Consider the following 24123-nt stretch of genomic DNA (forward strand, 5'->3'; position numbering starts at 1 on the left):
GACCACGATGTCACAGACTCCCGACTCCCCTGCTCCGCTGCAAGGCTCGGCCCGCGATCGCGAGATCGTCGAGGCGCGCGTCATCGTCACCTGCCCGGGCCGCAACTTCGTCACCCTGAAGATCCGCACCCGCTCGGGCATCACCGGGCTGGGCGATGCCACACTCAATGGCCGCGAACTGGCGGTGGCGGCGTACCTGCAGGAACACTTGGTGCCGAACCTGATCGGCCGCGATGCCGGCCGTATCGAAGACATCTGGCAATTCTTCTACCGCGGTGCGTACTGGCGGCGCGGCCCGGTGACGATGAGCGCGATCGCCGCGGTGGACGTGGCCTTGTGGGACATCCTGGGCAAGATGGCCGGCATGCCGTTGTATCAGCTGCTGGGCGGGCGCTCGCGCGAGGGCGCGCTGGTCTACGGCCATGCCAATGGCCGCGATATCGCCGAAACCAGCGATGAGGTGGGCCGCTTCCGCGAGCTGGGTTTCATCGCCATCCGCGCGCAGTGCGGCGTGCCCGGCATCAAGAAGACCTACGGCATTTCCAGCGGCGGCAAACCGTATGAGCCGGCAGAGAGCGAATTGCCGACCGAAACGGTGTGGTCCACGCCGCGCTATCTCGGCGTGGTGCCCAAGCTGTTCGAGCAGCTACGCAACGATCATGGCGACGAGATCGAGCTGCTGCACGACGCGCACCACCGGCTCACCCCGATCGAGGCCGCGCGGCTGGGCCGCGACCTGGAACCATACCGGCTGTTCTGGCTGGAAGACGCCACCCCTGCAGAAAACCAGCGCGCGTTCGAGGTGATTCGCCAGCACACGGTCACCCCCTTGGCGGTGGGCGAGGTGTTCAATTCGCTGTGGGATTGCAAGCACCTGATCGAGCAGCAACTGATCGACTACATCCGCACCACCATCGTCCACGCCGGCGGCATCACCCATGTGCGCCGGCTGGCCGATTTCGCCGCGCTGCATCAGGTGCGTACCGGCTTCCACGGCGCCACCGATCTGTCGCCGGTGTGCATGGGCGCGGCATTGCACTTCGACACCTGGGTGCCCAACTTCGGCATCCAGGAATACATGTTCCATTCCGACGAGGCCAACGCGGTGTTCCCGCACGATTACGTATTCCGCGATGGCCGCCTGCATTGCGGCGAAGCACCCGGGCATGGCGTGGACATCGACGAAGCCCTGGCCGCGAAGTATCCCTACGTGCCCAAGCAGTTGCCGATCGCGCGGCTGGAAGACGGTGCGATGTGGGACTGGTGATGCGCTGGCTGCCGGCCGCGCTTGCGGCACTGCTGCTTGCGGTGGCCGCACCTGCGCGCGTGCAGGCGCAAGCACACGCCGATGTCGCCTTCGACTGGTTCGAGTATCGCGGCGACGATGCGGTGTTCGCCACGCCGTTGCCACCCGGCCACTACCGCAACCCGGTGCTGGCCGGGTTCTACCCGGACCCCAGCGTGACGCGCGTGGGCGAGCGCTATTACCTGGTCAATTCCACGTTCGCGTATTTCCCGGCGATCCCGGTGTTCGAGAGTACCGACCTGGTGCACTGGACGCAGATCGGCAATGTGGTCGAGCGCCGCGAACAGCTCGACTACGACGGGCTGGGCGTGTCGCGTGGCATGTTCGCTGCCAGCATCCGTCATCATGCCGGGCGTTTCTATGTCGTAGGCACCTCGGTCGACAGCGGCGGCAACTTCATCGCCAGCGCCAGCAATCCCGCCGGCCCATGGTCGGCACTGACGTGGTTGCCGGGCATCGACGGCATCGACCCGTCGTTGTTCTTCGATACCGACGGCAGCGCCTACCTGCTCAACAACGGCCCGCCGGAAGGCACGCCGTTGTACGAAGGCCATCGCGCGATCTGGATGCAGCGCTTCGACCTTGCCAGCAATCAACCGGTCGGCCCTCGCAAGGTGTTGCTCAACGGTGGCGTGGACCTGGCCAGCAAGCCGATCTGGATCGAAGGCCCGCATCTGTATCAACGCGACGGTTGGTATTACCTCTCGTGTGCCGAAGGCGGCACCGGGCCGCAGCATTCGCAGGTGGTGCTGCGCAGCCGCACTGTGTGGGGGCCGTTTGAGCCCTCACCGCACAATCCGATCCTGACCCAACGCGACCTGCCGGCCGATCGCGCGCACCCGGTCAGCAATGCCGGGCACGTGGATCTGGTGGACACACCGGACGGGCAATGGTGGGCGGTGTTCCTGGCCAGCCGCCCGTATGCGGGCGAACGCTACAACACCGGGCGCGAAACCTTCCTGCTGCCAGTGCACTGGCGCGATGGCTGGCCGTCGATCCTGCCGGCCGGCGAGCCAATTCCGTATGTCGCACAGAGCCCGCGCGGCGCCAAGACCCCGGCAGATCAAGCGCCGTTGTCGGGCAACTTCACCTGGCGCGACGACTTCGCCGGCACATCGCTGCAGCGCGAATGGCTATCTCTGCGTGTGCCCAAACATGAGGTGGCCGATCTAAGCGCACGCACCGGTTGGCTGACCCTGCATGCCAGTGCGCAAGGGTTGGACAGCACCGCCACACCGGCCTTCCTCGCGCGGCGCCAGCAACACACGCGCTTTACCGCGAGTACCGCGTTGGCGGTGCCCACGCAGGCCGGCGTCAGCGCCGGGCTTGCGGTCTTGCAGAATTCCAATGCGTGGTATGCGTTGGGCGTGCGACGCAACGGCGATGCGCTGGACGTCTTTCTCGACAAGCGCGAGGGCGCAAGAACCACCACGCTCGCACGCACCCGCGTCCCCGCAACGGCGCAGCTGCGCCTGCAGATCAGCGGCGATGGCGGTACGTACAGCTTTGCCTTCGATGCCGATGGGCGCGGCTGGCAATCGTTACACCGCAACGATGCTGCGGGCATGCTCAGCACCGCACAGGCCGGCGGCTTCGTCGGCAGCATGATCGGGCCGTTTGCCCAGCTGGAACCGCACCGCTCCCAGGAGGACTGACCATGCATTCGCACCCCGCCCACCGCGCCACCACCCCGCGTCGCCCACCTGCGCGCGGCTTACTGCTGGCGATGGCGCTGGCCGCCACCGACGCGCAGGCCGCAACGCCGCCGCCGTATCTGGATACCCAACGCCCCTTCGACGCACGTGCGGCCGACCTGGTGTCGCGCATGACGCTGGACGAAAAGGCCGCGCAGATGCAGAACGCCGCCCCGGCGATCCCGCGCCTGCAGGTGCCCGAATACGATTGGTGGAACGAAGCGCTGCACGGCGTGGCGCGTGCCGGCGGCGCCACCGTGTTTCCGCAGGCGATCGGCCTGGCTGCTACGTTCGATACCCCGTTGATGGCCGAGGTGGCCACCGCCATCAGCGACGAAGCGCGCGCCAAGCACCACGCGTTCCTGGCGCGCGGCGAGCACAAGCGCTACCAGGGACTCACCTTCTGGTCGCCCAACATCAACATCTTCCGCGACCCGCGCTGGGGCCGCGGGCAGGAAACCTATGGCGAAGACCCGTTCCTGACCGCGCGCATGGGCGTGACCTTCGTGCAGGGCCTGCAGGCGCAGCAAGGGCCGTACCGCAAGCTCGATGCCACCGCCAAGCACTTCGCCGTGCACAGTGGCCCGGAGGCCGACCGTCACCACTTCGACGTGCATCCCAGCGAGCGCGATCTCCATGAAACCTATCTGCCTGCGTTCCAGGCCCTGGTGCAGGAAGGCAAGGTCGCCGCAGTGATGGGCGCCTACAACCGCGTCAATGGCGAATCCGCCTCGGCCAGCACGCGGCTGGAAGGCATCCTGCGCCGCGACTGGGGCTTCGATGGCTACATTGTCAGCGACTGCGCCGCCATCCGCGATATCTGGCAGAACCACAAGATCGTGCCCACGCCCGAAGCGGCCGCCGCGCTTGGCGTCAAGCACGGCACCGACCTGGATTGCGGCGACACCTATGCCGCGCTGCCGGCGGCGGTGCGTGCCGGCCTGATCGACGAGGCTAGCATCGACACCGCGCTCAAGCGGCTGATGACCTCGCGCATGCGGCTGGGCATGTTCGACCCGCCGGCCAGGGTGCCGTGGGCGCAGATTCCTGCGGCGGTCAATCAATCGCCAGAGCACGATGCACTGGCCCGCCGCACCGCGCGCGAATCGCTGGTGCTGCTGAAGAACGACGGCCTGCTGCCGCTCAAACCCACGCTCAAGCGCATTGCCGTGATCGGCCCCACCGCCGACGACCCGATGTCGCTGCTGGGCAATTACTACGGCACGCCGGCCGCGCCGGTCACCATCCTGCAAGGCATCCGCGACGCCGCACCGCAGGCACAGGTGGTCTACGCGCGCGGCAGCGATCTGGTGGAAGGGCGCGAAGACCCCAATGCCGCTGCACCGATCGACACCCGCTATCTGCGCCCGGCGCCGGATGCCAAGCAGAACGGCCTCACCGGTGAATACTTCCGTGGACGTGCCCTGGCCGGCCAGCCGGTGCTGACCCGCGTCGACCCGCGTATCGCCTTCCGCTGGGACCGCAATGCGCCCACCGACGATGCCGTCGGCCGCGGTGAACTGCAGGCCGATCGGGCGCTGGCCAAGGACGACTTCAGCGTGCGCTGGCATGGCCAGCTGCTGCCGCCGGTGTCGGGCACCTACGAGCTGCAGATTGCCGCCGACGACGGCGTGCGCCTGTTTCTGGACGGCAAGCTGCTCATCGATCAATGGAGCGAGGCCCCGCGCATGCGCGGCGGCAATGCCAGCGTCGCGCTGGAAGCCGGCAAGGCCTACGACCTGCGCGTGGAATACTTCGAAGCCACACGCGATGCCGGCGTGCGTCTGGCCTGGCGCATGCCCGGCGCCAAGCCGCCGCTGCAGGAAGCGGTGGACGCCGCACGCAACGCCGAGGTGGTGGTGTTTGTTGGTGGTCTCACCGGCGATGTCGAAGGCGAGGAGATGGACGTCAACTATCCCGGCTTTGCCGGCGGCGACCGCACCGACACCCGCCTGCCCAAACCGCAGCGCGAATTGCTGCAGGCAGTGCAGGCCACCGGCACGCCGGTGGTTGCGGTGCTGACCACCGGCTCGGCGCTGGCGATCGACTGGGCGCAGCACCACGTGCCCGCCATCCTGCTGGCCTGGTACCCCGGCCAACGCGGCGGCAGCGCGGTCGGCGATGTGCTGTTCGGCCAGGCCAGTCCCGGCGGCCGCCTGCCGATCACCTTCTACAAGGAAGACGAGCGCCTGCCCGCCTTCGACGATTACGCCATGCGCGGCCGCACCTATCGCTACTTCGCCGGCAAGCCGCTGTATCCGTTCGGCCACGGCCTGTCCTACACGCAGTTTGCTTACTCGGATCTGCAACTGGACCGCACCACCGTTGCCGCCGATGGCACGCTCACGGCCACGGTCACGCTGAAGAACACCGGCCAACGCGCAGGCGATGAAGTAGTGCAGCTGTATCTGCATCCGCTCAAGCCGCAACGCGAACGTGCCATCAAGGAACTGCGCGGCTTCCAGCGCATCACCCTGCAACCCGGCGAGCAGCGGCAGCTGCGCTTCACCCTCAAGGCGCAAGACGCCTTGCGCATCTACGACGAGCAGCGCAAGGCCTACGCAGTGGATCCAGGCGACTACGAAGTACAGATCGGCGCTTCCAGCGCAGACATCCGCAGTACACAACGCTTCACCGTCACCGACAAGTAGTAGCCGTTGACACCCTCGCCATGCGGACGTGGGCGAAGAACCCACTCAGCCGCGATTGCCCTAGCCCCTCTCGCCGGGGCGAAGAGGCACCGCTTGCGCGCCACTGGCGCGCGTGCCTTGGAGCGCCCGCGTCGCAAGACGTGGGCCGGGGCGCAGAGCGGGGGTTGGGGTGAGGGTACGGCCACAGGCGAACTTGCAGCACCCCCACGATTCCAAACAAAAACCCATGCCAATTCCAACGCTCTCCATCGCAACACTCGCGCACCTACTAACCACCGTCCTCACTCCCAGCTACGACCCCAAACAGACCACCATCGGCATCGTCCATCTAGGCGCAGGCGCCTTCCACCGCGCCCACCAGGCCGTCTACATCGATGACCTGCTCGCGCAGGACCCCACCTGGGCCATCTACGCCGTCTCGCTACACAGCCCAACGGTGCGCGACGCCCTGCGCCCGCAGGACGGCCTCTACACCCTCGCCCTGCTCGACGAGCACCCGCAGCTACGCATCATCGGCGCCATCCGCGAGGTGCTGTGCGCAGCCGACGAACAAACCGCCGTGCTCGCGCGCCTGGCCGATCCCGCCGTGCGCCTGGTCACCCTCACCGTCACCGAAAAAGGCTATTGCCTCGCAGGCGACACCCTCGACCTCGCCCATCCCGACATTGCGCACGACATCGCACATCCCGCGACGCCGCGCAGCGCCATCGGCTATCTCGTCGCCGGCCTGCAACAACGCAGGCAGCAGGGCAGCGCACCGTTCACCGTGCTCAGCTGCGACAACCTGCAAGACAACGGCAGCCTGCTACGCCGCGCAGTCTTGCTGCTCGCACAGCAAACCGATCCCGCGCTTGCGGCATGGATCGACCGGCACGTCACCTTCCCGCGCTCGATGGTCGACAGCATCACCCCCGCCACCGACGACGCGCTGCGCGCCAACGTGCACGCGCAGACCGGTCTGCACGACGCCTGGCCGATCCAGCGCGAGCGTTACAGCCAGTGGGTGATCGAAGACCGCTTCTGCAACGGCCGCCCCGCCTTCGAAAGCGCAGGGGTGATTCTCAGCGACGATATCGCCGGCTACGCACGCGCCAAACTGCGCCTGCTCAACGGCCCGCACTCCGCACTCGCCTATCTCGGCGGCCTGCTCGATCTGGAAACCGTCGCCGACGCCATGCGCCACTCGCAACTGGCCACCTTTGTCGAAGCCCTGATGCGCGAGGACATCGCCCCCACCCTGCAACCGATGCAAGGCTTCGACCCGCAGCACTACTGCGGCGCCATCCTCGCCCGCTTCCGCAACCCCGCCATCCGCCACCTGCTCGCCCAGATCGCCTGGGACGGCTCGCAGAAGATCCCGGTGCGCCTGCTCGGCGTCATCAGCGATGCATTGGACGCCGGGCGCCGGGTCGACCGGCTCTGCATTCCGGTAGCGGCCTGGCTGCAGTTCGTGCGCAGGCAGGCGGCCAACGGCGTGGCATTGGTCGATCCGCTGAGCGAGGTCCTCAGCGACATCGCCCATTCGACCACCGGCGATGCCAGCCATGACATCGCGACGTTCCTCACCGTGGATGCGGTGTTCGCTACGCTCTCTGGCGATGCGCGTTTTGTGGAGGCACTGCGCGCTGCCTATACTGTGCTGGGCAATGCAACACCGGCAGAGATACAGCTGGCAATCGATGCAAGTTGATGCGTGGCAAACGCATCGCCGACTGCCATCGCATGCCAGCAAGGTCCGATGTCTGCATCGTACGATCTCGGGCAGCGTGTATATCGTGCCACCTGATCGATGGCCTGTTCCGGATAGCCAGGTACGCAGATGCGGGCGATTGGACGCCTAGCCACCGATTACCTGCCCAATCCTGATCAGATTGCCGTTCTCATCGACAAGCGCAAATTCCCGCATGCCCCAGTGCTTGTCGCTGACAGCATCGAGCCTTGGGATGCCGTGCGCCGGAAGCTGCGCGGCACGCATGGCGGCGTAGACCGCATCGACATCGCCAACCCGGATATAGCAGCCCGCATAGCAGGCCGCAGGATCCAGGTCCGGGTGCGCGAAGAAGTGCAGCTCCACCTCGCCACGCGTCAGGATCGCGTAGCCCGCATCGTGCGGGTGCGCGTCGCCGACAAAGCCCAGCCGCCGATAGAAGGCGACGGTGCGTTCGATCGAGCGACCGGGGAGCAGTGGAATCGCACGGTCTGGCGTTTCGGCAGTGGAAGTCATCGCTTTCTCGTAGTGGGATAACGAAGCCGTCTTTGAGCACAACGATACGCCAGATACGAGGGATCGGTTGGGAGCCGTGCCGTGCTGTCTTGACTCGCTGTGTTGGCGAGTAGCAAGATCGCTCTGCTGCGGCACATTCCGCAGCCGGGTTTAGCAGCCCGTAATCACAAGGCGCACCAGCGCCCATTGCACGATGTCGGCGCTTTTCTTTTGCCCGACTTATCGCATGGGCAGGCGTGCTCGCTTTACGGCGGGCGGTGCGCGGAGACCGCAAGGTCTGCCGGTTCCTTGTGACCGGTCTGCTAACCGCGCATCGTCCGCCACCCTCGTTTAGCAGCGATGCGGCGGACTTCCTATCGCACAAGGAGTTCGATATGACCCGTCCCAAAGCAACCACCCGTGCACGCGCTGCATCGCCTTCCAGGCGATCTGTTGTGACACGCGCCAGATCCAAGCACCGCCCGGCCGCCAGCATGACCGGTGCTGAGCCAGCGGTGGATCCAGCGCTTGCGCCTACCCCGCCCTTGCGCAAGCCCGGCTTCCGCATTCCCGAGCGGGTCACCATGAGCTACCAGCACTACGACGTGCGGCGTGCCGAGGATGTCATCGGTTGCGCGGTGCCCAAGCTGCGGCTGTCCGGGCGCTGGCTGGAACACTGCGGTTTCGCAGTGGGTGATGCGTTGCGGGTAACGGTGGGACGCGGCGTGCTGTTGATCAGCCGCGTGGCGCCTGCGGTACCGGCGGTGAGATCGCGCCGCAGGTGACACGCCTGGGGCGAGCGCCCTTGCCCAGCGCTTTGCGGTCCCTTCTCCCGTGCACGGGAGAAGGGACGCATTCTGCTCCTGTCTGGATTGCAGAAGGGAGGCCGGCTGTTTGCCCCTGAGAGCAGAGGTGCCTGTTGCGGTGCGGAGCAGCAAAGCAAGGCTGCGTAGCGCAGGGGCTGTCAGCGGTAGAGAGCTTCTCGCCTGCAATGACATCTGCACCGCATCGCTCGACATGACATGCTTGGCCTCACCTACGCCCCGCCCACGTTCGGACAAGTTCAAGCGCCATATGGCCATGCGCAAGCTACCGTATTCGCGCACCGATGGAGTTTTCTGCATGAAAATGGCTGTCTTCAGCACGCGCCCTTACGACAAGCGCTTTCTCGATGAAGCGAAACTACGCCTAGGCACGCAATGTGCAGCCGAGTTCGTTTATTTCGAGGCATCGCTCGATCTGCGGACGGCAGCGTTGGCGCAGGGCTGCGAGGTGGTCTGCGTGTTCGTCAACGACCAGCTCGATGCGCCCGTGCTGCAGGCACTGCACGCGACCGGTGTGCGCGCGGTGCTGCTGCGCTGCGCCGGTTTCAACAATGTGGATCTTGCTGCGGCCACCGCACTTGGGCTGTTCGTGGCACGCGTGCCGGCCTACTCGCCCGAAGCGGTGGCCGAGCACACCCTGGCGCTGGTCATGACGCTCAACCGCCAGACGCACCGCGCCTACAACCGCGTGCGCGAGGGCAACTTCATGCTCAATGGCCTGCTCGGCCGCACCTTGCACGGCAAGACGGTGGGCCTGATCGGGCTGGGCAAGATCGGGCTGGCGACTGCGCGTATCTTTCAAGGGATGGGCTGCGATGTGCTGGGCTTTGATCCTTATCCCACGCCTGGCTTCGATGCGCTTGGGCAGCGGGTGGAGCTGGAGACACTGTTCGCCCGCTCGGACATCGTCTCGCTGCACTGCCCGCTGACACCGGCAACGCAGCACCTGATCGATGACACGGCGCTGGCGTCGATGAAGCCGGGTGCGATGCTGGTCAACACCTCGCGCGGTGGCTTGGTGGATACCGATGCGGTGATCCGCGCGCTCAAGTCCCGCCAGCTCGGCCATCTGGCCATCGATGTCTACGAACAGGAAAGCGCATTGTTCTTCCAGGACCGCTCGGGCGAAATCATCGACGACGAAGCGTTTCAGCGCCTGATGACCTTCCCCAATGTGCTGGTGACCGGGCACCAGGGGTTCTTCACCGCAGAGGCATTGCAGGAGATCTCCGACATCACCCTGCGCAACCTTGCCGATTTCGCTGCCGGTTCGCCATGCGCGAATCGTGTTCCGGCACCTTAGCGGCACCTTCTCGCTCACCAGCCGCGCAGGTTCGACTCATCGACTCCTCTGTCGTGGTACTCGGGTTCAAGCCGGTACGGCAGTTGCCTGGCGACGCAGCGCACAGATCCGCGTGCAACCAACCGCGGCGGCCAGCCCCAGCTGACCGGTGTACCAACTCACCTGCCGCAAGTATCCACCCAGGCGGCAGTTGACTGCATGGCCCAGTGGCCGCACCCGCCTGTGGCCCCGGCGCATGTATGCATCCCGGATCACCGGCGCCACGCCCTGCAGCAGAACCGGGCCCAGCCGGCTTGCCAACAAGTATGCAAACACGTCGATACCCACCATCTCCAGCAGTGGTATGGCCGCTGCAACCTCCGGATTGGATGCGATGCAGGCAATCGCCAGCGTGGCGATGGCAATGACCGCCCTGCGGTTCAAGTTGACCGGCCACATGTCGATGGTCCTGAGCGCCCTCTGGATGTCATGCAGATCTGCACAATTCAGACATCTTGGCTTGCCTGTGGGTCACGATACCCGGACGCCCTGGCTGCCGCCGGATGTATTGAAGATGCGCGTCAGCACCAGCACGAGCAGGACCACAAAGCTCAACTCCCACACATAGAATGCGGCGCCCACGTGATCGATCATGACTTGCTGGCCAGCCTCGTTCTTGTCGAACCGGGTTGCGCGAAAGGTATCCAACCCGATCAGGCAAGCCGCTACCAACAGGGCCGCCGCCATCTTGTCCGCCTTGAGGAAATAACACAGCCATGCCAACAGGAACACCGGGTTAATCATCCAGGCCAGGCACTGGCCATCGAGCACCTGCATCCAGCCAAACAGCAGGATGACAAATCCACCCAGTTGATCATTACCGCCATGCAGTGCAGGAAGGCACAGCGAAATGCCGTACAGCAGGGCAGATAGTAGAAGTGGAAACAGCTTCATGGGCGTCCTTGTCTGATGATGAGGCGAGTGCATGTCCCCGCGTTGGGGAGGCTCGTTCCATCTCGGCACAAGCCAACCTGCATCACTATAGACACTGCGCGTGCCGCTTTCACGACCACGCTGCCAAGCCCGCCGACGCATCTCGTGGAGCGGCGGAGGCTTCGGCCCAATGCATCGCTATGGCATGCTTGAACCCCTGCCGCACAGCGTCCGACGTCCGCATTCCCATGGCCGCCCACAAGAAGCAGAACTTGCCGGAAAAGCTCTGCGTTCAATGCAGGCGACCCTTCTGCTGGCGCAAGAAGTGGGAAAAGGTGTGGGACGAGGTGAAGTATTGTTCGGACCAATGCCGCCGAAACAGCAAGCGGCAGCGCCCGGAACAATAGTCTGCTTACGCGCAACCCATCTCTCCCGTGCCGTCGCGCGTGAGCCGAGCGGGTTCGGCCATTCTGACAGCCGGTTGCGGCTAACGTTTACCAGCTTTTTTCGCAGCACCCGATCCACTCGCCCGCTTGGCAGCGCTGCCTTTACCTGCCACTGCCATGTTGTCCACCAGATTGGGATAGGGGCGGCCTGCTGCCTTGGCACGTTGTCTGGCCTGTGCCTTCTGCGCCGGGGAAAGCGGACCTGAGCGCGAGCGACTCTTGGGGTTGGGCTTTTTCCATGGCGCAGACGTCTTGCTTGTGCCTTTCTTCGCTGCACCGCGCGTGGAAGCGCTCTTCCCGGCTGCAGTTCGGCGGGCGACCGTCTTGTTTACCGCTTTCTTCGTCGATGCTGCCTTCTTTGCAGGAGATTTCCTGGCCGCAGTCTTCTTGACTGCCTTCTTGACTGCCTTCTTGCCGGTCGCCTTGCGGGCGCCGGCCGAGGGCGCCGACTTGCGCGTCGCTGCGCTAGCGGCGCTCGTTTTCTTGGTCGCGGCCCGTGTTGCCGACGGTTTCCTCGCTGGCGACGTTCCGGTTGCCTTCTTTGCGACCGCCTTCTTTCTCGCGGTCTTCTTCGGGGTGCGCTTGTCCGCGGCACTGGCATGGGCGGCGGCCGTCGTGGTCGCGCTTGCTCGTTTTCCTGCCGGGGTCTTCGCGCTCGCCGCCTCTTCCAGACGCTGGTACTGCCGTGCCGCCCAGCGCTGGCCGGCATCGCCGCCCCAGAGCAGCCAGGCAATGTAGCCGGCCGATGGCGCGCTACGGTCGGCCCAGCCCTTGCCAGTCTTGTCCACGCTGTGGCGCGCGAAGTACGCATGCATGCGCCGGATGGTCTGCGTAGAAAGCGATTTCCGTGCCGAAAGATCGCGCGCACGCGCAACGCCGATTGCGGTGCCACCACGCCCATGCTGCTCGCGCAACCGCAGTCCGCGTGCCGCCGCGTCGGCAACTGTCTTGGGCGGTGTTGTCGAAGACGCCTGCTTTGCCGGTTTGCGTGCCACACCTTTCTCCTGTCGTATCGCGTTGCCGTAGTGTTCGCATGCGCGGTGCTGCTGCATGTGAAGAAGCCGGCAGCCAGGACTGCCTAGGCAGCCTGCCGGGGACATCACGGCAATGCGCAAGCACGCGCGACCTAGCCCTGGATCAGCCTGCTTGTGCGAGTGGATCATCGCGCACGTGTCGCTACACTGGCCTGCCCACGCCATCGGAAGAGTGCTGCATGCGCCTGTTGACGAGCTGGTTCCGCGCAAGCCTGTTTGCTGCCGCGGTCGGCACTTTCCCCGCGCTTGGTCAGGCCACCGACAAGGCGGTGCCGGTGGCCACCTCGGCACAATCGAAGCAGGTGGCCTCCTGGCAGACGCTGACCCCGCACAACAAACCGCACGCGCGCCATGAGAACAGCCTGGTGTCGGTCGGCGACAGGCTCTATCTGATCGGAGGGCGCGACGACCGCCCGCTGGACATCTTCGACACCACAACACGCCGTTGGTCCAAAGGCAGCACGCCGCCGCTGGCGGTCAGCCATGCGCAGGCAGTGGTGTCGTCGGGGAAGATCTACGTCGTCGGCGGCCTGACCGGCGACTACCCGGAAGAAGCCGCGCTGACCCACTTGTTGATCTACGACTCTGCCACCGATCGCTGGCAGGCAGGCGCGGAGATTCCCAAAGGCCGTCGCCGCGGCGCGGCAGGCGCGGTGGCGCACGACGGCGTGCTGTACCTGGTCGGCGGCAACACGCGCGGCCATATGAGCGGGTACGTGCCGTGGCTGGATGCGTTCGACACCAGGACGCAGCAATGGACGCAGCTGGCCGACGCACCGCGTGCGCGCGATCACTTCCATGCAGTGGTGCTCGACGGCAAGCTGTACGCGGCCGGTGGCCGCAGGTCATCGCACGAGAGCGGCAACACCTTGGCGCAGACCATTTCCGAAGTCGATGTCTATGACATCCAGCGCGGCACCTGGAGCGTTGCCCCGGCCGCACTGCCGACGCCGCGCGCCGGTGCCGCCGCCATTGCACGCAATGGCCAGCTGCTGGTCATGGGCGGCGAGAGCACGCGCCAGGTGAAGGCGCACGACGAGGTCGAAGCCTACGACCCGGCCACCTCCACCTGGACGACGCTGGCCGCATTGCCGCAAGGGCGCCATGGCACCCAGGCCGCAGCGGTCGGCGACGCGCTGTACATCGTGGCGGGCAGCGGCAACCGCGGCGGCGGGCCGGAGCTGAATGATGTGCTGGTGTTGCATGAAAGCAGCGCGCAATAGGCCATGCCGACTCCCGCGTACGGCATGCTGCAAGAGACCTGGTTGAAGATTGTGCCTCTGCAGACGAGGATCTAATCTGCTGCATCGTTGTTCAATGTGCAGTGCCAGGGAGCGGTCATGCCGAAACGTGGATCAGATCACACGCCATCAACGATGCCTGGCGTTGCCGGGCAATTTTCGCTGCCACTGGTACAGGCGGAAGGCGAGCCGGCGACATCGCCACTGCTGGCAGCTACCGACCCGCGTTACAGCAATTACATCGTCTATGTCGATGAAAGCGGCGACCACGGCCTGGAGTCGGTAGATCCCAACTATCCGGTGTTTGTGCTGGCCTTGTGTGTCTTCCACAAAGGCCACTACGCGCAACGCGTGGTTCCCGCGATTGAGTCATTCAAGTTCAGGCATTTCGGGCATGACGTGGTGATTCTTCACGAGCATGACATCCGCAAGGAAAAGGGACATTTCCGCTTCGGTGATCGATTGGAGAAGACGATTTTTCTGGACGAGCTGACGGGCATCATCGAGTCGCACAACTTCATCCTGATCAGCTGTGTCATCGACAAGACACGGCTGAAGGAAAAGGCCCAGACCGCAGACAATCCCTACCACCTGGCGCTCGCATTCTGCTTGGAAACACTTTTCGAACTGATGCAGGAAAAGAAGCAGGACGCCGTTGCCACGCACGTGGTGGTTGAGTGCCGTGGCAAGAAGGAAGACCGCGATCTGGAGCTGGAATTCAGGCGGATCTGCGACGACGCAAACCGCTGGGGCCGGCAACTTCCGTTCACCATCGTCTTTGCGGACAAAAAGGCCAACTCATCTGGCTTGCAACTGGCTGACCTCGTTGCGCGGCCCATCGGGCTATCGGTACTGCGCCCGGATCATCCCAATCGCGCATTCGACGTGCTGCAGCGAAAATTCTTCTGCAAGCAAGGCCGGCGCCAATTGGGTGTCGACTATGAAGGCTGGGGCCTGAAAATTTTCCCGCCGCCAGAAAGCGAAAAGCCCCGGTGATCTCACCGAGGCTATGACGCCGACCGGGAACCCCCAGTCCACTTAGGGTGCGAGTCTAGAGTTCTGGACCGCAGAATTCAAGGTTGCCCGCTACAAAACCGGTCTGTCAGCACATCGTATCCATCAGCTGTTGTGACTGCTGAAAGCAGAACGATTTGCAACACAGGGTGACCGGTACAGCTCCATCGCGGCCAGGGCCGCTCCTACTAAAGCGGCGATTGGGCAAACTCCAACCCAAGCGCCTTGACCCGCACCCGCGCCAGCATCGCGTGCGAGGTCATGTACAACGTATGGCCGTCGTTGCCGAAGGCGCAGTTGGAGATGGGTTCGCCGGTTTCGATGCGGCCCAGCCTGCGGCCGTCGGGGGCGAACACGATGACGCCGCCGGGACCGGTGGCGAACAGGTGGCCGTCGGCGGAAACCGCCATGCCGTCGGGCAGGCCGGGCGCGTCCTTGGCGACCAGATCGGAAGCGTCAGCGAACACGCGCTTGCCGGTCACCGCACCGGCTGCGTCGAGCGTGTAGGCCATCCAAATCGGGCGCTCCGGATCGGAGTTGGCCACGTACAGGGTGCGCGCATCGGGCGACAGTGCGATGCCGTTGGGAAGGCTGAGACTGTCGTCCAGCAGATGCACGCTGCCGTCGGTGTCCAGCCGGTAGACGCCGTTGTAGCGCAGCTGCTTGACCGGCGAATCGTTCATGCCCTTCAGGCCGTAAGGCGGGTCGGTGAAGAACACCACGCCATCGCTACGGCGGACAAGATCGTTGGGGCTGTTGAAACGGTGGCCTTCGAACTGCGTCGCCAGCGGCGTCTTCTTGCGCGTGGCCGGGTCGAGCCTGGCGACGATGCGCGTGCCAGAATCGGCCAGCAACACAGTGCCGCCCGGTTCGGCATACAGCCCATTGGCGCCGGCTTCGCGCAGCGTGGCCTGCTCCGGGCCGCTGTAACCGGACGGCGACAGCAGGACCGACAGGCCTGCGTCCTCCGACCAGCGATAGAGCTTGTTTTCCGGCACATCGGTGAACAGCAGATAGCCACCGTTGCGGACCCAGGCCGGGCCTTCGGACCAGGTGAAGCCTTCGCTGAGCTTCTCGATGCGCGCATCGCCAGCGACCACGTCGCTGAAGCTGCGATCGAAGCTCTGCAGATGCCCGATCGCGGCAAAGCGCGGTGGCGGCACCTCCTTCCTGGTGCAGGCGGCGAGGATTGCCAGCAGCGGAACGGCCAACAGCAGATAGGGCGGCAAGCGCATCGGTCAGTCCAGTAACGAAGTCGGGCCATGATGCCACCATGCGCGTGCAGGCCTGCTGCGCATGCCGGCAGCCGTGCTAGCGCTCGCCAGCGTGCGCGGGTACCGCCAGCACCGCATCCAGTGCCGGTTTGGGCTGGTAGTTTCGATCGAACAGCAGCGGATAGTTGGTACGGCCCGGCACGGGGTAATCGTTCTTCCAGGACATGCCATCGCTGACGCCCCACACGCTGACACGTGCGAGCTTGTCGCGCTTGCGCCAGAACAGCGCGAACAACTCGGCGTAGCGATCGCGCAGCTGCGCCTGCACCTGCGGTGGCAAGCCCTCGCAATACGGGTCGAGAAAGCGCTTGAATTCCGGCAGCTGGAACTGCTTGTGCGCAAGTCCGGTCCCGATGACCTGGCCTTCCCTGGTCAGTGGCAACACGTCGATGTCCAGCTCGGTGATCATGACCTTGATGCCGAGCGCGGCGTAGGCATCGATGGCGTCTTCGATATCGCGCAGGCTGGGATAGTTGAGCCCCCAGTGTCCCTGCATGCCGACGCCATCGATGCGGATGCCCGATTGCTGCAGCATCCTGACCATGCGCACGATGCCATCGCGCTTGCTCGGCCGCCATGCGTTGAAATCGTTGTAGTAGAGCTCCGCATCCGGCGCATACCGTTGGGCAAAGGTGAAGGCGTTGCGCACCACGGTGTCGCCATCGCCGACGCGCTGCACCCAGTTGGTATCGCGGTAACGTCCGTCTTCGTCGATGATCTCATTGACCACGTCCCAGGCCTGCACCTTGCCGACGTAGCGCCCCGCCACGCGCTCGATGTGCGCGCGCATGCGCTCCAGCTGCGCGTCGGCGCTGTTGGGCTTGCCCTGTGCATCGACGAAGAACCACTCCGGCGTCTGGTTGTGCCAGACCAGGGTATGGCCGACCACGAACATGGCGTGATCGCGCCCATAGGCGACGAAGGCGTCGGCCGTGCCGAAGTCGAACACGCCCGGGCGCGGGGCGACCACTTCGGCCTTCATTACGTTCTCGGCAGTGATGGCATTGAAGTGGCAGGCGACCAGCGCGGCAGAGGCAGCGTCCTTGCCGGAGACGATGTCGGCATTGACGGCGGTGCCGATCAGAAAGCCGTCGGCGTAGGCCTGCTTGAGCGAGGTGCTGCGGGTGTCGCAGTCAGCCAAGGCCGGCACTGCCATCACAGCGCCGATCAGGGCCAGAACAAAACGCAAGCATGCTGCTGGGCGCTCGTGGGTCTGCTGCATCACCGGATTCCTGTGCAGGTACCGCAGGTAGTGCGTCATCGGGAACCCCATCACTCCACCACCACCTGCGCACTGGCGGCCTGCAAACTGTCGGAGTCCACATGCAGCGTGATGGTGCCACGCGCGCCGGGCTTGGCACGCACGATCGCCAGGCACAGCCCGTTGAACGCATTGCGCTGCGGCGCGGCGAAGGATTCCAGGTTGGTGGGATCGCCGTTGTCGGTGGCGACCAGCTCGCCCGGGCCTTCGATGCGGAAACGCAGGCGGTCGCCGGCGGTCGGCGCAGGGCGTCCATCGCGATCTAGCAAACGCACGGTGACGAAACTCAGATCCTGCCCATCGCCGCGAATGCTGCTGCGGTCGGGCGTCACCTGCATGCGCGCGGCGCTGCCAGCGGTTTGCACCCGGTCTTCGGCCCAGGGTTTGCCTTCCTTGTACGCCTGCACGCGCAGCTCGCCGGGTTGGTAGACCACCGCGTCCCAGCGCAGCCGGTACTGCAGCGGGCCCTTGCGCTTGCGCCCCTGCGAGACGCCATTGACGAACAGCTCGGCCTCGTCGCCGGAGGTGAACACATGCACCGGCGTGACCTGACCCTCGCGGCCGGGCCAGGTCCAGTGCGGCAGCAGATGCGCCATCGGCAGGTCGGGGCGCCAACGCGATTGATACAGCCAGTAGCGATCCTTGGGAAAACCGGCCAGATCGAAGATGCCGGAGTACGAACTGCGCGAGCTGTAGTACGGCGTGGGCTCGCCCAGATAATCGAAGCCGGTCCAGACGAATTCGCCGGCGACATACCGATGCCGGTCCTGCGCCGCGAACACCTTGTCGGCGCTGGAGCCGAAGTCCACCGCATGCAGTTCGTAGGCGCTGACCTGGTGCGCGACCGAATCGCCGCCGCGCCCATCGCGCACCGGTGCGCTGGTGTCTGGCGTCACCGGAAACAGATACACACCGCGGCTGCTCAACGCCGAGGCGGTCTCGGTGCTGAGAATGGGCTTGTGCGGGAACCTGCCATGGAACGCGGGATATTGCGGTTGTTTGCGGATGCGCTCGGTGCCTGCGAATTCCGGCGCGTCGCGGATGCCTTCGCCCTGGTAGTTGAGGCTGATGACATCCAGCACAGCGGGCAGCGGCATCTCGGGCGAGGCGTAGTTCATCGCCACCGTGGCGGGGCGCGTGGGGTCTTCCTCATGCACGATGGCGTGCAGTGTGCGTGCGATCGCCGCGCCCTGCTCGCCGGTGTACTGCTCACCGACTTCGTTACCGACGCTCCACAGGATCACCGAAGGATGATTGCGGTCGCGCCGCAGCATCGCGCGCAGGTCCGGCTCGTGCCACTGCGGGAACACCAGGTGGAAATCCAGTGGAGTCTTCTTCATCTCCCAACTGTCGAACACCTCGTCCACCACCAGCAGGCCCATGCGGTCGGTCAGCTCCAATAGCTCCGGTGCGGGCGGGTTGTGGCTCATGCGGATGGCATTGGCGCCCATCTGCTGCAGCAACTGCAGTTGCCGCTCGGCGGCGCGCAGGTTGAACGCCGCACCCAGCGCGCCGAGGTCGTGATGATTGTTCACGCCGCGAATCGGCACATGTTCGCCATTGACCAGCAAGCCCTTGTCGGCATCGAACACGATACTGCGGACACCGAACGGTGTTTCGTAGCGATCCACCACGTGCCCGTCCTGACTGACCTCGGTCACTGCGATATAGCGGTGCGGGCGCTGGGTCGGCGGCGGGCCCCACAGACGCGGGCGGTCGATCTGCGTGCTGCCCTGCACACGGGCGCTGCCACCGGCGGCAACCGCAACCTGCACGGCGGCAATGCGCGCGACCGGCTCGCCGCTGCGTTTGCCGCGTGCATCGTCGAGCACATAGATGGCGGTGCTGACCTGTGCCTGCATTGCACTGCGCGCGGCGTTGTCCAGCGTGATCGCCAGCTGCACCTGCGCGGTGTCGGCCGAGACCTGCGGCGTGGTCAGCTGCGTGCCCCAATGCGCGACATGCAGCGGCGCAGCTTTGGTCAGCCACACATTGCGATACAGCCCGCCGCCCGGATACCAACGCGCCGAGTCGGGCGGGTTGTCCAGGCGGATCGCCAGCTGGTTGCGCGCACCAAACACCACATAGGGGCTCAGGTCCACGCGCCAGGAGCTGTAGCCATACGGCCAGCCGCCGACCAGCTTGCCGTTGAGCCAGACCGTGGCATAGGCCATCGCACCATCGAGATCCAGAAACAGCGCGCGCCCGCGATCGCTGGCGGGGATGTCCAGGCGCTTGCGATACCAACCCACGCCCCAGCTTGGCAGGCGCCCCATGCCACCGTAGGGACCATCGGCCAGGAACGGCCCGGCGATGGCCCAGTCGTGCGGCAGATCCACGCGCTCCCAGCCGCTGTCGTCGAACTGCGGCTGCACGAAAGCGACACTGCTGCCGGGGTGGCCGGGCGGGCGTTTGTGCCGCTTCGCGGGATCTGCAATCAAGGCATTGGCCGTGGGCAGGATCCATGGCTTGAGCACGCGGGTTGCGGTGGTATCGAGGCGCTGCGCCTGCTCGGGCTGCGCGTCGGCCACCTTGCCGTCTTCGCTGCGTAGCACGTGCGGGCGGATGTCGTAGTCCAGGATTTGCCGATTGTCTGGAGGATCGCCGCGATGGAAGCGCCACTGCGCGTTGAGCGAGACGCGCTCGCGCGGCAACTGGGTCGGCGCCGGTAGTGCTGCCAGCGCGGGCACTACCAGGCAGATGCAAAGCATCGCGACACTTGCGAGGCGTGCGCAATCCCTGAGCGCGCGCATCACCCTCGCCTGCATGCCCGTGTGCGTCATATCGCGCCTCGCATCGACCGTGCCTGCAGGCGTGTCCCATCCGCACCACCTGCACGCGTGCAGGCATCGCTGCGTGCTGCCTCGCCCAGCCTCACAGCTTGTAGGCTTGCTTGGGCAGGCGATACGCCAGATCGATCGCAACCTCGGTCGCCTCGTCCTCGTCCAGCCTGTGCTCGGCGACCAGTTTGGCGAGAAAGGCGCTGTCCACGCGCCGCGCCACATCGTGCCGCGCCGGAATCGACAGGAAGGCGCGGGTATCGTCGTTGAAGCCCACGGTGTTGTAGAAGCCGGCGCTGGCCAGGGTCTGCTCGCGGAAGCGCCACATGCCTTCCGGCGCGTCATGGAACCACCATGCCGGCCCCAGCAACAACGAGGGGTAATGGCCGGCCAGTGGCGCCAGCTCGCGGCTGTAGCTGGTTTCGTCCAGCGTAAACACGATCAGGCGCAGGCGCGGGTCGTTGCCGAACCGGTCCAGCAAGGGTTTGAGCGCGTGCACGTAGTCGGTGCGCATCGGAATATCGGCGCCCTTGTCGCGCCCGAAGGTCTGGAACAACTGCCGGTTGTGATTGCGAAAGCAGCCCGGGTGCAACTGCATCACCAGGCCATCGTCCAGGCTCATCGCCGCCATTTCGGTCAGCACCTGCGCGCGGAACAGCTCGGCCTGCGCCGGTGTGGCGGCACCACGTACCACGGTGTCGAACAGGCGTTGCGCCTCGGCCGGCGACAGATCGGCGGTGGCCGCGCTGGGGTGGCCGTGGTCGGTCGAGGTGGCGCCATGCGCGGCAAAGAAGGCGCGGCGCTGCCGGTGCGCACGCAGATAGCCTTGCCAGCTCAGCACATCCTCGCCGGTGAGCGCGCCGAACTGCTGCAGCGCAGCGGCAAACTGTTCGTGTTCGGGGTCGACCACCGGGTCCGGGCGGTACGCGGTGAGCACGCGTCCCTTCCAGCCGCTGGCGCGAATGGCCGCGTGGTGCTGCAGCGTGTCCAGCGGCGACTCGGTGGTGGCAATCACCTCGATGTTGAAGCGCTCGAACAGGGCACGCGGACGGAATGCCGGCGTCTGCAGCGCCGCGGTGATGTGGTCGTAGTAATGATCGGCAGTGCCGGCATCCAGCCGGATGCGCAGATCGAACACGTCATGGAAGACATGATTCAACCACAACGCTGACGGCGTACCGCGCAGCAACGTGTAGTGCTCAGCGAACACGCGCCACGCCGCGCGTGGATCCACGATCGCGCGCAATCCATCCGCACGCGGAATGCCCAAGGCATCCAGTGCGACGCCCTGGCTGTAGAGCATGCGGAACACGTAGTGATCCGGCACCAGCAACAACTCGGTGGCATTGGCGAACGGCGCGTCGGTAGCGAACCACGCCGGTTCGGTATGACCATGCGGGCTGATGATCGGCAGTGCAGCGATCTGCGCGTACAGGCGGCGCGCGATCGCACGCGTGCCGGGGTCGGCGGGCAACAGGCGGTCGGCGTGCAGGGTCAGCGGAATGGAGGTAGGCATCAGTCGGTCGCCGAACGGACAGGAGAAAGGCAGGGCACCGGGATCACCGCGCCGCACCGTGGCTGGCAACGTAATCGCGCAGCCAGGTCAGCGCCGGCCGCTCGGTGCCATCGGCGCGAATCAAATAGGCCGCTTCCTTGTCGCGCCACAGCCCGGAACGAAAGCCCCACAGCGTGATGCCGCGCACGCCGGGGTGCTCCCAGAACACCGGGAACACGCGTTGGTAGGCGGCCAGCTGCTGCGCATCGGTGGGCCCGTCCAGGTCGAACTCGGTGATGTAGATCGGCAAGCCGGTCGCGGCCAGTGCATCGAGATTGTCGCGATGCACCGACATCGCCACATTTGGGGTGCTTTCGAAGGCATGCTCCTGCACGCCGATCGCATCGACCAGTTGCTCGCGCTGCAGCAACTGCACGATCTGCAGATACTTCTGCGTGGCCTGGGGGCTGTTGGTGATGCTGTAGTCGTTGATCATCAGCCGCGCACGCGGAAAGTGCTGGCGCGCCAGCCGGAACGACTGCAACACCCATTCCCAGCCGCTGGCGCCGTTGCCGCCGAGCGCCTGCAGATAATTGCCGCCGCCGATGTCGTCCTTGCTGGGCGGATCGTTGAGCGGCTCGTTGACCACTTCCAGCAGGTCGATCTCCGGATAGCGCTGCGCCACCGCGGCAAACCACTGCTCGATCTCGCGGCGCTGCTCGGCCGGCCGCAGCGACTTGATCCACTCCGGCTGCTGATTGCCCCACACCATCACATGCATCTGAAACGGCATGCCGTTGGCCTTGGCCAGCCGGTAAGCAGTATCCAGCCCGCTCCAGTCCATCTGGTCGCGCACCGCTTCCACGCTGCCCCACTTGCCACTGTTTTCCGGCGTGAGCTTGTTCCAGTACTGCGCAAATCCCGGGGACTGTTGCGGACTGTAGGCGCTGCCCAGGAACTTGGGCGCGCCGGAAGCCAGCGGTGCGGCCTGCGCAAGCGTTGCGACGTTCGCCGCCAACAACAACCCGATTGCCAGTGTGCGTAATTGCATGATGATCCCCTCAGGAAGATGCGTTGGCTGTCGGTGCGGCATCTGCCGGCAGCTGCGCCGGCGCCAAGCGTGGCACCAGCATGTGCACCACCGCCAGCGCCAGCAGATACGCCGAGCCTGCCATCAGAAACACCGGCACATAACTGCCGGTGGCCTGCAGCAGGAAACCGATGAAGGTGGCGATCAGCATGCCACCGACCGCGCCGGCAAAGCCGCCGATGCCGACCACGGTGGCGACCGCGTGGCGTGGAAACATGTCCGATGGCAGCGTGAACAGATTGGCCGACCACCCCTGATGCGCGGCAGTGGCCAAACCGATCAAACCAACCGCCACCCATAGATTGTCCGCGCGTGCGGCGAACACGATCGGCACCACCGAGATCGCGCAGATCAGCATTGCGCTCTTGCGCGCACGGTTGACGCTCCAGCCGCGCGCGATGAAGCGCCCGGCGACCCAGCCGCCGGCAATGCTGCCGATATCGGCCAGCACGAAGATCACGATCAACGGCGCGCCCAGTTGCAACAGACTCAATCCGTATTCGGCATGCAGGAACTTGGGCAGCCAGAACAGGAAGAACCACCAGATCGGGTCGGTGATGAACTTGCCCAGCACGAACGCCCAGGCCTGCCGGTGCCGCAGCACCTGCAACCACGACAGCCGCCGTTGCACTGGCTCGTGCGCATCGCTGCGGATATGCGCCAGCTCTGCCGCCGACAGGCCGGGTTGCTGCTCGGGCGGGTGATAGCTGAGCCACCACACCAGCAGCCAGGTGGCGCTGAGCACGCCGGTGAACAGGAATGCCGCCTGCCAGCCCCAGGCGGTGGCGATCAGCGGCACCAGCAACGGCGCGACGATCGCACCGATGTTGGAGCCGGAATTGAAGATGCCGGTGGCCAGTGCGCGCTCGCGACGCGGGAACCACTCGGCCACCGTCTTCAGCGCAGCGGGGAAGTTGCCGGACTCGCCCAGCCCCAGGAAGAAGCGCGCAATCGCAAAGCCCACCACGCTGGTGGCCAGCGCATGCCCCATCGCCGCCAGGCTCCAGATGCCGATCGCCAGCGCGTAACCTACGCGCGTGCCGAAGCGGTCGATCACCGCACCGCTGCACAACAGGCCCAGCGCGTAGGCGGCCTGGAACGCGGTGACGATATAGCCATACTGGATCTCGTTCCAGCCGATCTGCGTCTGCAGAAACGGCGCCAGCACGCCGAGCACCTGGCGGTCGACATAGTTGATGGTGGTGGCGGCAAGCAGCAGTGCGCAGACGCGCCAACGCATGCGGCCCAGGCGCGCCAGCGTGCCGGCAGGTGCAGCCGCTTGCGGCAACTCGCTCATGCGCGCGGGCGCCATAGCGCTGCTGGACCCAGCCTGCGATAGGCAGTCGCGCAACGGCCACTGCAATGCGCTGCCACATGTCGCGTGTGGCCCGGCCTCTGGTTGCCGCGTTCTTCGGTTCGATTCATCGAGCACTGCACCTGCACGAAGGTGGCCTTGCGCCACGGGTGATAGCGCTACCATTACCACGCTGCCGGGCAAAAACCATCGCGCAGTGCAACACGCCAGCGCGCCATATGCAGCCGGCACCAATCCGATCAGCGCCACTGTCGCAGCCGCCACGATGCCTTCCGTCGCC

General features: G+C 65.5%; 19 protein-coding genes. 9 read left to right on the top strand and 10 right to left on the bottom strand.

Features of this window, described 5'->3' with window-relative positions; genetic code table 11:
- Positions 1 to 7 precede the first annotated feature (7 nt).
- The 4 genes from manD (at position 8) to AC1PLS_RS20500 (ending at position 7341) form a co-directional block, all read left to right on the top strand.
- The gene (manD, locus tag AC1PLS_RS20485; protein WP_039527737.1) at positions 8 to 1267 is read left to right on the top strand and encodes a D-mannonate dehydratase ManD; all 1260 of its coding nucleotides are present in this window, start codon (positions 8 to 10) and stop codon (positions 1265 to 1267) included.
- Positions 1267 to 2961: a glycoside hydrolase family 43 protein gene (locus AC1PLS_RS20490; protein ID WP_221237875.1), complete on the top strand. Its 1695-nt coding sequence runs from the start codon at positions 1267 to 1269 to the stop codon at positions 2959 to 2961. The genes manD and AC1PLS_RS20490 overlap by 1 nt, the downstream gene beginning before the upstream one ends.
- A gap of 71 nt (positions 2962 to 3032) precedes the next feature.
- Positions 3033 to 5651: a glycoside hydrolase family 3 protein gene (locus AC1PLS_RS20495; protein WP_184381543.1), complete on the top strand. Its 2619-nt coding sequence runs from the start codon at positions 3033 to 3035 to the stop codon at positions 5649 to 5651.
- Between the two features lie 226 nt (positions 5652 to 5877).
- Positions 5878 to 7341, top strand: coding sequence for a mannitol dehydrogenase family protein (locus AC1PLS_RS20500; protein ID WP_481104522.1), 1464 nt, complete (start codon positions 5878 to 5880; stop codon positions 7339 to 7341).
- A gap of 147 nt (positions 7342 to 7488) precedes the next feature.
- Here the strand turns inward: AC1PLS_RS20500 and AC1PLS_RS20505 are convergent, their stop codons facing one another.
- A complete protein-coding gene (locus tag AC1PLS_RS20505) occupies positions 7489 to 7875 on the bottom strand; it encodes a bleomycin resistance protein (RefSeq protein WP_184435097.1) in 387 nt (128 codons plus the stop codon).
- A gap of 434 nt (positions 7876 to 8309) precedes the next feature.
- On the opposite strand from AC1PLS_RS20505, the gene AC1PLS_RS20510 reads away from it, so the two are divergent.
- On the top strand, positions 8310 to 8639 hold the full coding sequence (locus tag AC1PLS_RS20510) for a SymE family type I addiction module toxin (RefSeq protein ID WP_311736862.1): 330 nt from the start codon (positions 8310 to 8312) through the stop codon (positions 8637 to 8639).
- A gap of 337 nt (positions 8640 to 8976) precedes the next feature.
- Complete coding sequence (locus AC1PLS_RS20515; protein ID WP_046345116.1) at positions 8977 to 9981, top strand: 2-hydroxyacid dehydrogenase; 1005 nt, start codon at positions 8977 to 8979, stop codon at positions 9979 to 9981.
- Between the two features lie 66 nt (positions 9982 to 10047).
- Here AC1PLS_RS20515 and AC1PLS_RS20520 read toward each other — a convergent pair whose 3' ends face one another.
- Positions 10048 to 10419: a hypothetical protein gene (locus AC1PLS_RS20520; RefSeq protein WP_054591735.1), complete on the bottom strand. Its 372-nt coding sequence runs from the start codon at positions 10417 to 10419 to the stop codon at positions 10048 to 10050.
- A gap of 72 nt (positions 10420 to 10491) precedes the next feature.
- Entirely contained in the window at positions 10492 to 10914 is a 423-nt protein-coding gene (locus tag AC1PLS_RS20525) for a hypothetical protein (RefSeq protein WP_481104004.1), read from the bottom strand.
- Between the two features lie 227 nt (positions 10915 to 11141).
- Between AC1PLS_RS20525 and AC1PLS_RS20530 the strand changes: the two genes are divergently transcribed.
- Positions 11142 to 11300 carry a DUF2256 domain-containing protein gene (locus AC1PLS_RS20530; RefSeq protein ID WP_046346114.1) on the top strand — a complete coding sequence of 53 codons (159 nt, stop codon included), beginning with the start codon at positions 11142 to 11144 and terminating at the stop codon, positions 11298 to 11300.
- 80 nt (positions 11301 to 11380) lie between these two features.
- Here AC1PLS_RS20530 and AC1PLS_RS20535 read toward each other — a convergent pair whose 3' ends face one another.
- The gene (locus AC1PLS_RS20535) at positions 11381 to 12334 is read right to left on the bottom strand and encodes a DNA-binding protein (protein WP_104571221.1); all 954 of its coding nucleotides are present in this window, start codon (positions 12332 to 12334) and stop codon (positions 11381 to 11383) included.
- A 218-nt stretch (positions 12335 to 12552) separates the two neighbouring features.
- Here AC1PLS_RS20535 and AC1PLS_RS20540 point away from each other — a divergent pair, with 218 nt between their 5' ends.
- Both AC1PLS_RS20540 and AC1PLS_RS20545 read left to right on the top strand, forming a co-directional pair.
- Positions 12553 to 13596, top strand: a complete 1044-nt coding sequence (locus tag AC1PLS_RS20540; RefSeq protein WP_184435100.1) for a Kelch repeat-containing protein — start codon at positions 12553 to 12555, stop codon at positions 13594 to 13596.
- 117 nt (positions 13597 to 13713) lie between these two features.
- The gene (locus tag AC1PLS_RS20545) at positions 13714 to 14610 is read left to right on the top strand and encodes a DUF3800 domain-containing protein (RefSeq protein ID WP_260300210.1); all 897 of its coding nucleotides are present in this window, start codon (positions 13714 to 13716) and stop codon (positions 14608 to 14610) included.
- 206 nt (positions 14611 to 14816) lie between these two features.
- On the opposite strand, the gene AC1PLS_RS20550 is transcribed toward AC1PLS_RS20545, so the two are convergent.
- The 6 genes from AC1PLS_RS20550 to AC1PLS_RS20575 form a co-directional block, all read right to left on the bottom strand.
- On the bottom strand, positions 14817 to 15863 hold the full coding sequence (locus tag AC1PLS_RS20550; RefSeq protein ID WP_184435103.1) for an SMP-30/gluconolactonase/LRE family protein: 1047 nt from the start codon (positions 15861 to 15863) through the stop codon (positions 14817 to 14819).
- 76 nt (positions 15864 to 15939) lie between these two features.
- On the bottom strand, positions 15940 to 17058 hold the full coding sequence (locus AC1PLS_RS20555) for an endo-1,4-beta-xylanase (RefSeq protein ID WP_481104523.1): 1119 nt from the start codon (positions 17056 to 17058) through the stop codon (positions 15940 to 15942).
- A 116-nt stretch (positions 17059 to 17174) separates the two neighbouring features.
- The gene (gene galB / locus AC1PLS_RS20560) at positions 17175 to 19874 is read right to left on the bottom strand and encodes a beta-galactosidase GalB (protein ID WP_439655026.1); all 2700 of its coding nucleotides are present in this window, start codon (positions 19872 to 19874) and stop codon (positions 17175 to 17177) included.
- Between the two features lie 163 nt (positions 19875 to 20037).
- Complete coding sequence (uxaC, locus tag AC1PLS_RS20565) at positions 20038 to 21459, bottom strand: glucuronate isomerase (RefSeq protein ID WP_184435109.1); 1422 nt, start codon at positions 21457 to 21459, stop codon at positions 20038 to 20040.
- Between the two features lie 43 nt (positions 21460 to 21502).
- On the bottom strand, positions 21503 to 22489 hold the full coding sequence (locus AC1PLS_RS20570) for an endo-1,4-beta-xylanase (protein WP_481104005.1): 987 nt from the start codon (positions 22487 to 22489) through the stop codon (positions 21503 to 21505).
- A gap of 10 nt (positions 22490 to 22499) precedes the next feature.
- Positions 22500 to 24008 carry an MFS transporter gene (locus AC1PLS_RS20575; RefSeq protein WP_439655027.1) on the bottom strand — a complete coding sequence of 503 codons (1509 nt, stop codon included), beginning with the start codon at positions 24006 to 24008 and terminating at the stop codon, positions 22500 to 22502.
- Between the last annotated feature and the right edge of the window lie 115 nt (positions 24009 to 24123).

The sequence above is a fragment of the Xanthomonas sp. NCPPB 3218 genome (genome assembly GCF_056725185.1).